The organism is Saccharomonospora azurea NA-128 (assembly GCF_000231055.2).
Lineage (GTDB): Bacteria > Actinomycetota > Actinomycetes > Mycobacteriales > Pseudonocardiaceae > Saccharomonospora > Saccharomonospora azurea.
This window is the reverse complement of sequence record NZ_CM001466.1, coordinates 4681005-4695619: the sequence shown is the minus strand read 5'-3', so window position 1 is coordinate 4695619 and position 14615 is coordinate 4681005. Positions and strand designations below refer to the sequence as shown.

The window sequence follows — 14615 nt, the reverse complement described above, 5'->3', positions numbered from 1 at the left end:
GGGGTTCGGACGCGGCGGCATGTTGCCGGGGGCTCGGGCGGTTGCCACCGGGGGGCACCGCCACGGGGACCAGGCCGGTCGCCACCGGGACGCTGACCGCCACCCTGCTGTCCACCGCCGGGACGCGGCGGTGCGGGCCTCGGCGCGGGCGAACCCGAACCGACGCCGAACGGGTTGTTGCCGACCCGCGGAGGACGAGGACCCGGCTTCGGACCGGGCTTCGGCCCCTGCGGCTTCGGCGGAACGACCGAGCCCTGATCCTTCGCCTTCGCGGCCGGAGCCTGCTCGGCGGGCTTGGGCGCGGGCCCCGGCCGCGGCCCGGGACGCGGACCCGGCTTCGGGCCCTGCGACTGGCCGGGCTTGGGCTGGCCCTGCTGGGCCGGTGCGGACTGGGGCTGCGCCGGTTGCGCCGGCTGCGCCGACTGCTGCCGCTGCGGCGGCGCCGGCTTCGGCGCGGGCACGCCACGACCCGACGGAGCCGACGGTGCCGGCTTCGGAGCCGGGCCCCGATCCTTGCCGGACGACTTCTCGGCCTGCTTGCCGTCCTTGCTCGAGAATGCGTCACGCAGCCGTCGGGCGACGGGCGCCTCGACCGTCGATGACGCGGACTTCACGAACTCGCCCTGCTCCTTCAGCTTGGCGAGTACTTCCTTGCTCGTGACACCGAGCTCTTTCGCGAGCTCATGTACGCGGGCTTTGCCTGCCACTGCTCTCCTCAACTGGTGAGGTCTGGCGGCGAAACCCGCAGACCTCGTCCTATCGTCGCGCGTTCATGGCTTCAGCTTCACGGCTGACTCATGACGGGTCGACCTGCTTCCTTGTCCGTTCCGGGCGCGGCAAATCCACGCCCGCCTTACTCTCGGTGTGCCGTTCCACATGATGCCGCAGGCTGCTGGTGTCGAGCATCCCCTTAACCCGAAGGGCCCGAGGGAACGCCCGCCGCCGCTCGGCCTTGGACAGGCAGTCCGGGTGCGGGTGCAACCAAGCTCCACGGCCCGGCAGTCGCCGACGTTCGTCGACCACCAACCGCCCGTCCGATGCGACAACGCGGGACAACGCGCCGATCGACTCCCGTTGCCGACACCCGACACACAGACGGACCGGCGAGGTCTCGTCCGTACGTCGCGTCGAAGTCGGCTGTGGGTGTCGCACCACAACCCAGTTTAGACCTTGGTCGATCAGTCGGCGGAACCGGTCGCCGCGGGATGCCTCTTCACGCTCGACTCGGCCGGATCGGGAGCCGCATCACTGCGGATATCGATCTTCCAACCGGTGAGTCGGGCGGCGAGCCGGGCGTTCTGCCCCTCCTTGCCGATCGCCAGTGACAACTGGAAGTCGGGCACGACGACCCGGGCCGTCCTGGCCCGTTCGTCGACCACACTCACCGACACAACCTTCGCGGGCGACAAAGCATTCCCGACGAACCGAGCCGGGTCCTCGGAGTAGTCGATGATGTCGATCTTCTCGCCGCCGAGCTCGCTCATCACGTTGCGCACCCGCGCACCGACGTGGCCGATGCAGGCGCCCTTGGCGTTCACGCCCGGGATCGTGGAGCGCACGGCGATCTTCGACCGGTGCCCGGCCTCCCGCGCGACGGCCGTGATCTCGACCGTGCCGTCGGCGATCTCCGGGACCTCCAGGGCGAACAGCTTGCGCACGAGGTTCGGGTGGGTACGCGACAGCGTGATCTGCGGGCCGCGCGCCGAGCGGGCGACACCGACGACGTAGGCCTTGAGCCGCGAGCCGTGCTCGTAGCTCTCACCGGCCACCTGCTCGGCCGCGGGGAGCACACCCTCGGTGTCGCCGACCTGGACGATCACCATGCCACGGGCGTTGGCCTTCGCGTCCCGCTGCACGACGCCGGCCACGATCTCGCCCTCCTGAGCCGAGAACTCGCCGTAGGTCTTCTCGTGCTCGGCGTCCCGCAGCCGCTGGAGGATCACCTGACGCGCGGTGGCGGCGGCGATGCGGCCGAAGCCCTCGGGAGTGTCGTCCCACTCCTCCTCGACCTCACCGTTCGCGTCGAGCGTGTAGGCCAGCACACGCACGTAGCCGGTCTTGCGGTCGATGTCGATCCTCGCGTGCGGCTGGTGCCCCTCGGTGTGCTTGTACGCCGTCAGCAGCGCACTCTCGATGGCTTCCAGCACCGTTTCGAAGGGGATGTCCTTGTCCGCTTCGATCGCGCGCAACGCCGCGATGTCGACGTTCACCTCGACTCCTCCTTCGTTTCGGTGCCTTCACCGATCTTGCCGCAACCATCGTCTTCCAGCAGCTTGAGCTCGTCGGCAGGCGGTTGCTTGAACTCGACCTCCACGACGGCCTTGCGTACGTCGGCGTAGCGCAGGTCGCGGATCTGCTTGTCCACCAGTATGCGCACCGAGTCCTCGCTTTCCGCACCGACACGGCCCACGAAAGCGGAACCTTCGTGCGGAGTGACGCGGACCAACCGGAACCGCGCCCTGCGCCAGTGGCGCGGCTTGGTCAACGGCCGGTCGAGCCCCGGCGAGGTCACCTCGAGCGTGTAAGCCCCCGCGATCAGGTGTTCGTGCTGGTCGAGCACCTGAGACACCGCCCTGCTGATCTCCGCGACCTGGTCGAGTTCGACACCGTCGTCGCTGTCGACCACCACCTTCACCAGCTTGCGCCTGCCCGCCTGTTGGACGTCCAGCGCATCGAGATCGACACCCGCGGCCCCGACGGCTTCGGCCACGAGTGGCTCCAGCCTGCTGGCGAGTTCGTTGGGCACCGTGAAGCTCCCTGTTGTCCTTGTTCTGAAATGGTGGTCCAGCTTATCGTGCCCCGACCACCTCCCGCCCAGCGTCGTCGGCTGGTGGCAGGATGCAACACGTGACTTCCCGATCCGGCAGATCCGGGCTCGACAGGCGCAGCTTCCTGCGGGCCGTCGCGTTCACCGCGCTGGCCGTTCCGGCCACCACCGGTCTCACGGCGTGTACGTCCGGATACGACGACGCGCCCGACCCGTTGCGCCCGCTGTGGTTGCAGGCCGAGGAGCAGGCGAAGCTCGCCAGGCAGCTCGCCACGGGGTCGCCCGAGCGCCGGGACGCGGTGAGCGTGGTGGCGGACGTGCGCGCGGCGCACGCGAAGGCGCTACGGGCGGAGGTCGAACGGCTGAACCGCCCCGTGCCCGAGGAAGGAGCCGCACCCGAGGCGGACCAGGGTGGTGACGTCTGGGCGTCGCTGGCGCAGGCCCGGGACGACGCGTTGGGCCTGCTCCCCGGCCTGCCGAGGCACCGCGCCGGGCTGGTGGGGTCGGTGGCCGCGGGCTGCGCGGCGGCCCTCGAACTCGGTCAGGGTCCCGCACCCGACGAACCCTCTCTCGACGTGACGTCGGTGACGGAGCTGGAGGACGACACCGCGGAGGCACTGCAGAGGGCGCTGGGCGCCGAACACGCGGCCGTCTGGGTCTACAGCCTCGTGCGGGCGTTCCTCGACGCCGACTACGACGGCGGCATCGCCCGCGGCGAGCGCGCGCACCTGGAGCGGCGCGACGAGTGTGAACGGCTGCTGACGTCCGCCGGGCGCACCCCTCGCCCGGCCGAGCCCGCCTACGTGCTCGCGGATCCGGTGACCGACGCGGCCTCCGCGGCGCGCGCCGTCGCCACCGCCGAGGCCGACGCCGCGACCGGCTGGCACGGCGTGCTCGAACGGACCGACGAGAAGACGGTGCGCACCTTCGCCGCCCACTGCCTCGTCAGCGCGGCCACCCGGGGCGTGCACTGGCGCGAGGCGGCCGAGCTCCGACCGCTCGTCCCGCCGCTGCCGGGCCGGGAGACCACCGCGGACTGACGACGGAATCGGCGGCCCCGCCCGCCGGTCCCGCGCCGGTCAGCCCGCGGTCAGGTGTTCGGACAGGCGGGCCGCGTCGCCCGCGATCTCGGCGAGCAGCTCGTCGTCCGAGTGCTCGCCGAAGAAGTTGGTCTCCACGATGGTCACCTGCTGGCCGTCGGCCTCGGAGTGGTACTTGCCGTTCGCGACCACCGGTGCGCGGGGCAGCGTGGCCGTGCCGTCGCGGACGAGGTCGTTGACGTTGCCCGTGCCGGTGGTGTCGGTCACCGCCTTCAACTGCTGGGCCTGTGCCGCGTCGGGCATCACCACCAGCACGACCGACACGAGCGCACGCGCCTCGTCCTGTTGCACGGTGTAGAGCCCGCGGATCACCTTCTCGCACGGGTGCTGCGAGAACCACTCGATCATGTCGCCGTAGGAGTTGCCGCTGCAGTCGGTCGTTTCGAGCGGTCCGGACACGACCTCGTACGAGAACGTCCCGTCGGTCAACGGGTTCGACGACGGGACCGCCGCTTCCGGCGTGCCCACCACACCGCCGCCGCCCCCGGCCCGGACGAGTCCCCAGACCAGGCCCGCCACCACGGCCACGCCCGCGAGAACGGCCACGAGGACGAGAGGTGTGGGACCACCCGGCCGCCGTGCCGGTGCCGGACCACCGCCGGGCTCTCCGTCCGCTCCGACGGCCGGCAGCTGTGCCGTGTCGGTCACTCCATGTCTGTGCTCCTGTGCAGCCACGGATCGTGACCGTAGTCGGCGCTCACCCGAGCGCGCGCACCACCCGGTCGACGTCGGCACCGGTGTTGTGGATATGGAATCCCACCCGCGCCCGTCCCGCCCTGGCACTGGCGACCACCCCCGCCTCCGACAGCCGCTCCACGGCCCGCGGCGCCGACAACGCCACGATGGGACTGGCCTGCGCGGGAAGGTCGACCGCGACCCGAAGCCGGTCGGCGAGGGCGACACCGTGGGCCCGCACCGCCTCGAGATCGAGGGACGCGAGGTAGGACAACGCCGGGGCGGCACCGGCGAACGCGGGCCAGGCCGGGGAGACGTCGAATCGGCGCGCACCGTCGGCCAGTCGCAGCGGCAGGCCGTAGATGCTGTTCCACCGGTCGTCCCCCGCGTACCAGGACGCGGCCACGGGGCGGGTGCGGTCGGCCGCCCTCGGATGCACGGCGAGCCAGGCCGCGCCCCGGGGCGCCAGCAGCCACTTGTACCCGGCCCCGACCACCCAGTCGGCCCAGTCGAGTCGTAGCGGCATCCAGCCCGCGGCCTGGGTGACGTCGAGCAGCACGGGGACCTCGGCCGTCTCGGCGGCCGCCCTCAGCGCCTCCACGTCGAGCACGGCCCCGCCGGCCGACTGCACGACGCTGACCGCGACCAGGTCGTGCTCCGCGACCGCTCCGGGCACGTCACGCAACGGCACCTCGGTGATCTTCACGCCTCGGTCGGCCTGCGCGGCGAACGGGAAGGACACGCTCGTGAACTCGCCCTCGGCGACCAGAACGCGACAACCGTCCGGCACGCCCTGCGCCACGAGTCCGACGAGCTGTGAGGCGGCCGATCCCACGGCCACGCGCTCGCCGGGCACCCCGACGAGGCGCCCGAAGGCTTCGCGGGTCTCGTCCACGACCGCGTCGAAGTCGGCCGCGCGCAACTCGCCCGTGCGCCAGTTCCGCACGAACTCCTCCACGGCGTCGGCGACGTGCACCGGCGGAACACCCACGGTCGGCGTGTTCAGGTAGCACTCGACGACGTCGAACTCGGCACCGAAGGCGGTTCTCATCCGGCCACAGTAACCGCACGGACCGACACGCGGGGTCAGCGAGCGGTGCGCTCCACGAACGGCGTCAGCAGGCCCGGAACGGCCTCCTCGGCGAAGGCGAGACCCTCGTGCTCGTCGACGTCGTAGGCCGAGTACCCCTGCGCACCCGCCGCCGTGGTGGCGGTGAGGGTCACCAGCCCCTTCCGGCGCTGGAACAACGACTGCCGGACGGTCCACCCGATGACCCCGCCGCGCTGCAGGGCCACCGTGCCCCGGCGCAGCGCACCGTGCCGGGCGACGAGATAGCGCCCCGTGATGCCGTGACCGAGATTGCGGTACGCGTCGAACGCCAACGCAACGCCGACCGGCAGCAGCACGACCGCGCCGACCCAGGCGAGGTGCACCAGCACGGACGTCACCGCGAGCCCGAGGACCAACAGCGGGAGCACCACGGCCGCGACCGCGATCAACGCCCAGCGGATCCGACGGCCGAGCGCCGCTCTCGGGTGCGCCCGGAGCCGCACGCTGTCGACGGGCGAGACGGGTTCCCGCAACACCGCCGCACCGACCCGGCCGACCAGCTCGCGCGGGGCGGCGGGGTGCAGCGTGTTGTGCTCGCCGTTGTTGCCCTGCGCGCTCTGCGACATCCCCGTGGCGACGGCGTCGATCCTGGCCGCACCCATCAGCCGGTTGCCGAGGGGCTCCACCAGCTCGATGCCGCGGAGTCGCCGTTCCTCCACGGAGGTCGACCGGGTGGTCAACAAGCCTCGGCGCACGCGCAACGTGCCACCGGGCTCGCGTTTCAGGCGGTACTGCCACCACATCTCGACGAACACGGCCGTCGCCGCGACCGCCCCGACGATCATCGCGACCACCGCCAGGAGCACGAGCACGCCGACGACGGGCAGGGCGCCCAGCAGGTGCCCCACCCACCTCAGCGCGTCGTTCTGCATGCCGAACCACTCCGTGACCTGCAGCAAGCCACCGAAGGCCGCGGTGCCCAACAACGGTGTCGCGAACGACACGGGCGCGTAGCGAATCCACGACATGTCCAATGTGGACAGCACAGCGTCGTCGGCGGCCGTGGGCTCGTCCGTGCGCTCGCGATCCAGCAACGTCGTCCGCAGCCACTCGGCGTCGGCCCGGCTCACCGGGTTCAGCGACAGCGACGCACCGTCGCCGCTCGTCTGCTCGCCCGTGCCGATGTCCACGCGCACGAGGCGGAAGACCCGCAGCAGCGGAGACGCGGTGATGTCGACCGTGCGGATGCGGTCGCGCTGCAGTGACCGGCGGGAGCGAACGACGATGCCCTTGCGCAACTCGAAGCGGTCGGGCAGCACGCGGTAGCGAGTCCTGACCCAGCGCACGCGTTCGACGACGGCTCCCCCGGCCACCAGCGCGACGGTGACGCAGAGTGCGATCAGCACGATATCGCCCAGCGGCAACACCCGGCTCAGCCAGACGGTGCCCGAGACTGCGGTGGCGATCCCGCCTCCCAGGCAGCGGACCGCGGTGAGCGCGATCGTCCGGCGGTCGAGCTGCTTCCACCCGGCCCCGGTCGACTCGGTCCGGACGACGTCGCCCTCGGTGGTCACGTCGCGTCACCCGGAGTGGCCTGCGTGGTCCGGGTGAGCTGGTCGACGAGTTCCGCGGCGAGGTCGTGGTCGAGCCCCTGGATCTCGACGGCGCCCTTCGCCGACGCCGTGGTGACCGTGACCGTCGCGAGCCCGAACAGCTGCTCGATCGGCCCGCGCTGGATGTCGACGGTCTGGATGCGCGACATCGGTGCCACTCGCCATTCCCGCCAGATCCGGCCGGTGCGGGTGTACACGGCGTCGTCGGTGACCTCCCAGCGATGGACGCGGTACCACCACAGCGGCAACAGCACGGCTGCCGGAAGACCGCAGGCGGCGCTCACCGCCAGGGCCAGCAGCAGCCACGGCCGGGCAGGCGGGAGAAGCCCGGCGAGCACGCCGAGCGTCACGAACGCGGGCACCAGCACGAGCGCCCACTGCGTCCACCACCAGAGCCGGGCACGCCGGTCGATCGCGTTCTTCGGCGCGCGCAACCGCAGCACGCCGCCCTCCCCCTCGGCCATTCACGTCCTTCCCGGAAGCCGGCGCTCGCCCGCCGACTCACGCACGTGGGTCCATCACCCGGACGGGCGATCAGGCTAACAGGCGGGCGAGGGTGCCCAGTGCGATGTTGCGCCCGGACACGACGGCGACCACGCGGCCGTCCTCGCCGCCGGTGTCGACCTTGCCCGCGAGCACCGCCGCATACGCCGCGGCGCCCGCCCCCTCGGCCACGATGCCGTGGGCACGCACCAGGTGGCGCACGGCCTCGGCGATCTCGTCCTCCGTCACCGTCAGCAGGCGGTCGATGTGCCGCGCGACGAGGTCGATCGTCACGGAGCCGGGCTCCAGGTTGGCGGTGATGCCGTCCGCCACGGTCTCCCCGAGGTCGAGGGGAACGGGATGGCCGGCCCGCACCGCCGCGGCCACGGCCGGTGCCGCCTCGGGCTCCACTCCGACGACCCGCACGTCGTCCCGCGTCGCCGCCCACAACCCGAGTCCCGACGCGAGCCCGCCGCCGCCGACCGTGCACACCACGGTCAGCGGGCCCGGACACTGCGCGTCCAGCTCTTTGCCGAGCGTCCCCTGTCCCGCGATGACGTCCGGGTCGTTGTAGGGCGACACGTACCGCGCGCCGCGCCGGGCGAGTTTCAACGCGTGCGCCTCGGCCTCGTCGTACCCGGCGCCGTGCTGGACGAGGGTGACGTCGAACCGGCACCCGCCGTCGAGCACCGAGGTCGGGGACAGCACGGAGGAGACGATGTCCGCGGCCTTGTCGACGTCGTCGGGGGACGGTGTTCGTACCACGCGATGGGTCATGCCGACAGCCTCGTCCTGTCGCCGCCCTCGCGGCAACCGAGTCTCAGTTCCCCGGGCGGGTCAACCCGTCGTCGGCGCCGCCGCGGCTGCGCACGATCTCGTCGGTGCGCTCCAGCGCTTCCGTCCTGCGCTCCGTCGGCTCCGCCGTGGCCAGGTCCACGAGCCGGATCGGCGGGCCGAGTTCGACGAGCGTCGGCACGTACTCCGCCTGCTCGACCGACCACTCGCCGTCCTCCCGCACGAACGTGAACCGGGCCGCGATGCCCTCCTCCGACACTCCCCGGGGTTCGGCGTGCCGGGCGACCGAGTTGCCGAGCCCGTAGGCGACCCAGGTGTCGCCGACCTTCTCGATGGGCTGCACGACATGGGCATGGTGGCCGAGGACGAGGTCGATCGACTCCTCCGACGCCAGCCGCTCGGCGAGAGCCTGCTGGTCGGGTGTCGGCTCGTGCACGTACTCCTGTCCCCAGTGGACACTCGCGATGACGACCTCGGCACCGGCGTCCTTCGCGGCCTCGGCCTCGGCGACCAGTGCGTCGGCGTCCAGGGGGTTGGACAGCCACGGCTTGTCCTCGGGCAGTTCGAACCCGTTGAAGCCGAACGTGTAGGAGACGTGGCCGACCGCGACACCGTCGACGTCGTAGATCAGCGGGGTGTCGGCTTCCTCCGCGCTGCGGGCCGACCCAGTGTGCTCGATGCCCGCGCCGTCGAGTGCGTCCAGCGTGCTCACGACGCCGTCGGCGCCGTGGTCGAGCGTGTGGTTCGAGGCCGTCGAGCACCCGTCGTAGCCGGTGTCCGCGAGTCCGGCGGCCAGCTCCGGCGGCGCGATGAACTGCGGGTACCCGGCGTAGGTCCCGCCGTCCTCCGCGAGCGGCACCTCCAGGTGGCACAGCGCGAGGTCGGCGTCCGACACCAGCGGGCGCACCCCTTCCAGCAGCGGCGAGTAGTCGAACTCGTCGGGCCCGCCGTTGCCCGCGGCGGCGGCGTCGGCCGAGGCCTGCTCCGTCAGCTCCGGGTGGACGAGGATGTCGCCCGTGGCCACGACGCTGAACGACGGCGGCTCGGACGCACCGGGCGCACTCGGGTGCGTCTGCGTGTAGTCGGACCTCGGCTCGGGCGACGACGAGTCCGCTGACGAACACGCGGCGACGAGTGCGGCGGTACCGAGCACCGCGAGCACGGCGCGACGTGACATGGAGTGACCCCTTCGGCGACACGGACAGGCGAAGGTCATCCTGCCCGTTCACGCCGCGTGATCACGCACGGCCCACCCGCCGTCGCTCACTCCGCGTTCGCGACGAGCTCCCGCCACCACTGGCGCTGCGCCGGGGACTGTGGGGCCGTCACGTCGATCCGCTCACCCGGACGTGGCACCGTCACCGACACGTCGTGTGCCTCGGCCGCGCGCAGCAGCCGCTCCACCGGGTCGGCCCAGCCGTGCGGAGCGAGGTTGAAGGTCCCCCAGTGCACGGGCACCAGCAGCCCGCCGCGGACGTCGCGGTGCGTGGCCACCCCTTCCTCCGGGGTCATGTGGATGTCGGGCCAGCCCGTGGCATAGGCACCGATCTGCACGAGCGTGACGTCGAACGGGCCGTGGTCGCGGCCGATGTCGGCGAACGCGTCGCAGTACCCGGTGTCGCCGCTGTAGAACACGCGCCGACGCGTCGGCCGGTCGACGGTCAGCACCCACGACGCCCACAGCGTCGTGTTGCGGGTGAACGCCCGGCCCGAGAAGTGCTGGGCCGGGGTCGCGGTGATCTCCAGCGCTCCGAGCGACGCCGTCTCGTGCCAGTCGAGCTCGACGATGCGCTCCTCCGGCACGTTCCAGACCCGCAGATGCGCGCCGACGCCGAGCGGAACCACGAACGGCGCCGACTGCAGCCGGACCAGCTCGCGCACCGTGGGCAGGTCGAGGTGGTCGTAGTGGTCGTGTGAGATGACGATCGCGTCGAGCGGCGGCAGGTCGGCCAGTCGATGCGGCACGGGGTGCAGGCGCCGAGGTCCCGCGAACCACGCCGGGGACGCGCGGTCGCTCCACATGGGATCGAGCAGCACCCGCGTGCCGTCGAGCTCCACGAGCGACGACGCGTGGCCGTACCACGTCACGTGCAGTCCCTCGGTGGGAGCGGGAGTGGGAGGAACGAGCGGCACCGGTCCCGCCGGCTTCCTCGGCTGGGGGGAGACGAGCATCTCGCGCAGCGCGTCACGGGTGCTGCCGCTGGGCAGCCAGCGCGCGGGGCGGGCGTTGTGGAAGGTGCCGTCCCGGTACTGCGGTGACGAGCGCAGGCTCTCCGGGTCCGGACGCCCGCCCAACGCCGTAAGTACCCGCGAACTCACCACCGCCGCCTTCGCCGTGGCGAGCAACCCGAGTCCCGCCAGCAACCCGACCGCAGCCCTCATGACGACCACGCACCCCCGCCCGTTACCGGCTTCCTCGATCGCGACGCCCACGCTACTCCGCGCCGACATCGCCGTGTTGTGTCGTCGCTGACGCCTCGAACTCCCTCGGCACTCGTCGGCACGATTGTCGGTCCCGCGTGCCACCCTGCCGACCGTGAGGGTGACCGAATGAATCGACGCGATCGACGACGCCGGGCGGAGACTCGCCTCGGCGGCTGCACGAGGCCACCGTCCACCGCCTCGACGCCGAACTCGCGGCGGGCGCGCCGGGGCCCGTCGATCCCGCACTCGCCGCCGACGGCGTCGACGAGCTGCTGGGGGCCTTCGGCGTGCGTTCGTTGCGCAGGCGGAGTCACCACGCCGATCTACTGCGCGTGGAGGCCGTCGACGTCGGCGAACGGTGGACGCTGACCTTCCACGGCGAGGGCGCCCACGTCGCCCGTTCGCCCCTGGCCGACGCGCGAACGCACTCCGGGGGCGCGTGCGTGCGTGGTACGGCGGAGCAGCTGTACTCGGCGTTGTGGAACCGCACGCCGCTGGCGTCGTTGCACGTCGAGGGCGACGCCGGAATGGTGGACGACTGGCCGAGGCTGTTGCGCGTCCGGTGGCGGTGACAGGTCACCGGGAACCCGGCGCCGTCACACCACGGGACGCAACGGGAGGTCGTCGTACGGGCCGTGCCGTTGCAGCTCGGTCCAGGCGGCCGCGAGCCGGTTCACCAGCTCGGCCAGCACCTCGGGTGGGCGCAGGAACGGGATGCGGAAGTACGCGTCGTGCTCACCGTTCGGGTCCATCGCCGAACCCGGGACGACCTCCACGCCATGCCGTAGCGCCAGCTGCGCGAACACGTCGGCACTGTGGTCGCCGGGCAGGCGAACCCACAGCGACGACCCGCCGTCCGGTGTCCGCCAGCTCCACTCGGGCAGCCGGTGGCGCAGCAACCGTTGCAGTTCGGCGCACTGCTCACGACGCACGGCGGACCGCGAACGGCGGAGCTCGCCGAGCCGGGGCACGAGCCGGGCGGCCACCGCCTGGTCGAGAAGCGGGCTGCCCAGGTCGGCCATGGCCTTGCGGCGGGCACACCGTTCGACGACGCCGACCGGGCCCCGCACCCAGCCGACGCGGAGCCCCGCCCAGACGCCCTTCAACGAGGCGACGGTCAACACCTCGGCGGAGGCGGGCGCGTACGCGGCGAGCGGCGCGGGCATCGTCGCCACGTCACCGGACAGCAGGCTCCCCTCGTAGGCGTTGTCCTCGACCACCGCCACCTCGTGTCGCGCGGCCAGCTCGGCGACCTGCCGTCTGCGGGTCGCGGACATGAGCCGTCCCGTGGGGTTGTGGAAGCTGGGCATGACGTACAGCAGGCTCGGTGACGTGGTCGCGAGCGCCGAGGCGAGCGCGTGCACGTCGATGCCGTCGCCGCCGTCGGCGTCGAGTCCCACGGGGACGAGATCGACGCCGTGCTGGCGGAAGATGTCCAGGCACGGCGACCAACTGGGGGCCTCCACCACGACGGAGACCGCGCCACGCAGGTACACCTCGGCGAGCAGGACCAGGGCCTGGTGGGCTCCGGAGGTGACGAGCACCTGTTCCGGCTCGGTGGGCAGACCTGTGGCCGTGTAGTGGTCGGCGATGGCGGCGCGCAGCACCGGCAGCCCCCGCGGGTGGTAGCCGGGATCGGCGAGCAGCTCCGTCAGGTCGTGGGCGGCCACGGCGTGCACGGCGTCGGCGACCTCCGGAAGCCCCGCGTCCGCGGCGTAACTCAGCGAGATCAACGACCCCGGGCCGTCGATGAGCCGCTGCACGATCGCGGTGCCCTGACCGCCGCGTACCCGGCCGTCACTTCGAGGCGGCTTACGCCGACCGGTGATCCGGGTTCCGCTGCCCTGCCTGCGATCGACGACTCCGCGCTCGCGCAACTCCTCGTAGGCGGCCACCACGGTGGCCCGGCTGACGGCCAGCACGCGCGCGAGTTCCCGTTCCGACGGCAAGCGTTCCCCCGTGGTCAACGCGCCGTCGTCGACCGCACGGGCGAGGGCGGCGGCGAGCTTGCGATAGAGCGGTCCCTCTCCCGCGCTCCAGTCCCCCAGCACCATGGCCAGTGCCGCACCGTGCTGAAAACGGTCCACTTCCCCCGACATTGGCACTACCTCCGGTCCAATATCCGAACAAGACTAGAGCAAGAGCAGTCCAATAGGAAATGGATTGGCTAGACTGGCACCAGAAGGGGCGTGCGTTGTCGTGGTCCTGACCGTGTTGTTCCTCGTCGTCCTGGCCGCCGTACTCGCCGGGCTGGGTGCGCTCGTCCGGTACGAAGGCCCGGCTCCCGACGTGGAGCCCGCCTTCGCCCGCCGCGTGGCCGAGGGGTTGCGCGTGCTGTGGACGGTGGGCGAGGTGAACGCGCAGCGCACCCGGCGTCTGCTCGACGAGCTGCACCCGTCCTCGACTCCCGCGGGGCACAAGGCCAGCGGTATGCGTTCCTGACCTGCGGGATCGAGGCGCCCGAGTACCGCAGCTCAGGAGCGGACCGAGCGGGGCGGGGCGTAGTGGGCGGCGAGGCCGGTGACGCCCGGCGCCACGTGCGGCCGCAGGACGAGATCCTCGTCGTAGTCACCGCCGTCCTGTGTCCGGAACGGCACGGGTTCGATCTCCGTGAGCGCCGAGAGTCGCTCGCGCAGTCGCGTCACCGCGGCCCGGAAGTCGCGGTCCGTGGCCCGGTCCGCGCCGTAGACGGCCAGCGGCGGCAAGGGATCCATTCCGGTGTAGTGGAAGATGCCGTGCTGGATCGGGAAGAGCACGTCCTCCAGCTCGCCGTGGATCCCTCGCGGTCCGAACGACGCCTCGCGCGCGCCGATGGTCGTGACGACCATGGCGCGCCTGCCGCGCAGGCCACCGTCGCCGTAGCGCAGCACGGCGCCGCTGTCCGGGTCGCGCACCCCGAAGGCGAAGCCGTTGACGAAGACCCGGTCGAACCAGCCCTTCAGGATCGCGGGCATCCCGAACCACCACAGCGGGAACTACACGACGAGGACGTCCGACGCGCACACCAGCTCCTGCTCGGCTCGGATGTCGTCGCTCAACGTCCCCCGGCGGTGAGCCTCCCGGGCGGCGGCGCCGACCAGCAGACGGTCGGCGGGATCGTGGTCGAAGTCGTCCGCCTCGACCACCGGGTCCCACTTCGAGGCGTAGAGGTCGCGCAGGCACACGTCGTGGCCGAGGGCTCGCAGGTGGCGTACCCCCGCGTCGGCGGCTGACCCCGGAGCTGGCCGAGGCGCTGCGCCGGCTGCGTCCCGGCACGCGGCTGGCGTCGATCTGCACGGGCGCGTTCGTGCTCGCCGCCGCGGGCCTGCTCGACGGCCTCCGCGCGACGACGCACTGGAAGTCGGCCGAGAACTTCCGCCGGTCCTTCCCGCTGGTGCATCTCGATCGGGACGTGCCCTACACGGACAACGGCGATGTGCTGACCTCCGCGGGCGAGGCCGCCGGGATCACGCGGTCGTTCACCCGGCGGTTCCGGCAGGAGGTCGGCCTGTCGCCGCACCAGTGGTTGCTCCGCCAGCGGGTCGAACGGGCTCGCCAGCTGCTGGAACGCACGGACCTGCCCGTCGACCGGGTCGCCGCGGCGACCGGATTCACCACGACGGTGTCACTGCGGCAACACTTCTCGCGTACTCTGGGTGTTTCACCGAGCCGTTACCGTCATACCTTCCGTGGGTACCGTCACACCTCCACCTGACGGCGCAGTACAC

At 72.1% G+C, this 14615-nt stretch carries 14 protein-coding genes and 3 pseudogenes; 4 read left to right on the top strand and 13 right to left on the bottom strand.

Going from position 1 to position 14615, the window contains the following annotated elements; genetic code table 11:
- From SACAZDRAFT_RS24035 to rimP, 4 genes and pseudogenes are all read right to left on the bottom strand, one after another.
- A pseudogene (locus tag SACAZDRAFT_RS24035) lies at window positions 1–707 on the bottom strand (translation initiation factor IF-2 N-terminal domain-containing protein); the annotation flags it as partial.
- 88 nt (window positions 708–795) lie between these two features.
- Window positions 796–1152, bottom strand: coding sequence for a YlxR family protein (locus SACAZDRAFT_RS22725; protein WP_408638055.1), 357 nt, complete (start codon window positions 1150–1152; stop codon window positions 796–798).
- A 26-nt stretch (window positions 1153–1178) separates the two neighbouring features.
- Entirely contained in the window at window positions 1179–2210 is a 1032-nt protein-coding gene (gene nusA, locus SACAZDRAFT_RS21610) for a transcription termination factor NusA (protein ID WP_005445233.1), read from the bottom strand.
- Window positions 2207–2746, bottom strand: a complete 540-nt coding sequence (gene rimP / locus SACAZDRAFT_RS21605; protein WP_005445231.1) for a ribosome maturation factor RimP — start codon at window positions 2744–2746, stop codon at window positions 2207–2209. The genes nusA and rimP overlap by 4 nt, the downstream gene beginning before the upstream one ends.
- 92 nt (window positions 2747–2838) lie before the next feature.
- Between rimP and SACAZDRAFT_RS21600 the strand changes: the two genes are divergently transcribed.
- Window positions 2839–3807 carry a ferritin-like domain-containing protein gene (locus SACAZDRAFT_RS21600; protein ID WP_005445229.1) on the top strand — a complete coding sequence of 323 codons (969 nt, stop codon included), beginning with the start codon at window positions 2839–2841 and terminating at the stop codon, window positions 3805–3807.
- 39 nt (window positions 3808–3846) lie between these two features.
- Here SACAZDRAFT_RS21600 and SACAZDRAFT_RS21595 read toward each other — a convergent pair whose 3' ends face one another.
- The 7 genes from SACAZDRAFT_RS21595 to SACAZDRAFT_RS21565 all read right to left on the bottom strand — a co-directional run bounded on the left by SACAZDRAFT_RS21595 (window position 3847) and on the right by SACAZDRAFT_RS21565 (window position 10866).
- A complete protein-coding gene (locus SACAZDRAFT_RS21595) occupies window positions 3847–4515 on the bottom strand; it encodes a hypothetical protein (RefSeq protein ID WP_005445227.1) in 669 nt (222 codons plus the stop codon).
- 49 nt (window positions 4516–4564) lie between these two features.
- The gene (locus SACAZDRAFT_RS21590) at window positions 4565–5593 is read right to left on the bottom strand and encodes an aminotransferase class V-fold PLP-dependent enzyme (RefSeq protein ID WP_005445226.1); all 1029 of its coding nucleotides are present in this window, start codon (window positions 5591–5593) and stop codon (window positions 4565–4567) included.
- Window positions 5594–5628: 35 nt separating this feature from the next.
- Window positions 5629–7167: a PH domain-containing protein gene (locus SACAZDRAFT_RS21585; protein ID WP_005445224.1), complete on the bottom strand. Its 1539-nt coding sequence runs from the start codon at window positions 7165–7167 to the stop codon at window positions 5629–5631.
- A complete protein-coding gene (locus tag SACAZDRAFT_RS21580) occupies window positions 7164–7670 on the bottom strand; it encodes a PH domain-containing protein (protein ID WP_005445222.1) in 507 nt (168 codons plus the stop codon). Before SACAZDRAFT_RS21580 ends, SACAZDRAFT_RS21585 begins: the two co-directional genes overlap by 4 nt.
- Window positions 7671–7740: 70 nt before the next feature.
- Entirely contained in the window at window positions 7741–8466 is a 726-nt protein-coding gene (locus SACAZDRAFT_RS21575) for a pyridoxal-phosphate dependent enzyme (protein ID WP_005445220.1), read from the bottom strand.
- A gap of 43 nt (window positions 8467–8509) precedes the next feature.
- The gene (locus tag SACAZDRAFT_RS21570) at window positions 8510–9661 is read right to left on the bottom strand and encodes a CapA family protein (RefSeq protein WP_005445219.1); all 1152 of its coding nucleotides are present in this window, start codon (window positions 9659–9661) and stop codon (window positions 8510–8512) included.
- Between the two features lie 86 nt (window positions 9662–9747).
- Entirely contained in the window at window positions 9748–10866 is a 1119-nt protein-coding gene (locus SACAZDRAFT_RS21565) for an MBL fold metallo-hydrolase (protein WP_040928065.1), read from the bottom strand.
- Between the two features lie 338 nt (window positions 10867–11204).
- On the opposite strand from SACAZDRAFT_RS21565, the gene SACAZDRAFT_RS22720 reads away from it, so the two are divergent.
- Window positions 11205–11480 carry a hypothetical protein gene (locus tag SACAZDRAFT_RS22720; protein ID WP_232286323.1) on the top strand — a complete coding sequence of 92 codons (276 nt, stop codon included), beginning with the start codon at window positions 11205–11207 and terminating at the stop codon, window positions 11478–11480.
- A gap of 24 nt (window positions 11481–11504) precedes the next feature.
- Here the strand turns inward: SACAZDRAFT_RS22720 and SACAZDRAFT_RS21555 are convergent, their stop codons facing one another.
- Window positions 11505–13007: an aminotransferase-like domain-containing protein gene (locus SACAZDRAFT_RS21555; protein WP_005445215.1), complete on the bottom strand. Its 1503-nt coding sequence runs from the start codon at window positions 13005–13007 to the stop codon at window positions 11505–11507.
- Window positions 13008–13107: 100 nt separating this feature from the next.
- Between SACAZDRAFT_RS21555 and SACAZDRAFT_RS21550 the strand changes: the two genes are divergently transcribed.
- The gene (locus SACAZDRAFT_RS21550; RefSeq protein WP_005445213.1) at window positions 13108–13350 is read left to right on the top strand and encodes a hypothetical protein; all 243 of its coding nucleotides are present in this window, start codon (window positions 13108–13110) and stop codon (window positions 13348–13350) included.
- 32 nt (window positions 13351–13382) lie between these two features.
- On the opposite strand, the pseudogene SACAZDRAFT_RS21545 reads toward SACAZDRAFT_RS21550, so the two are convergent.
- Window positions 13383–14120, bottom strand: a pseudogene (locus SACAZDRAFT_RS21545) (NAD(P)H-dependent oxidoreductase); the annotation flags it as partial.
- Here SACAZDRAFT_RS21545 and SACAZDRAFT_RS22715 point away from each other — a divergent pair.
- A pseudogene (locus tag SACAZDRAFT_RS22715) lies at window positions 14114–14602 on the top strand (GlxA family transcriptional regulator); the annotation flags it as partial. The pseudogenes SACAZDRAFT_RS21545 and SACAZDRAFT_RS22715 overlap by 7 nt on opposite strands.
- Between the last annotated feature and the right edge of the window lie 13 nt (window positions 14603–14615).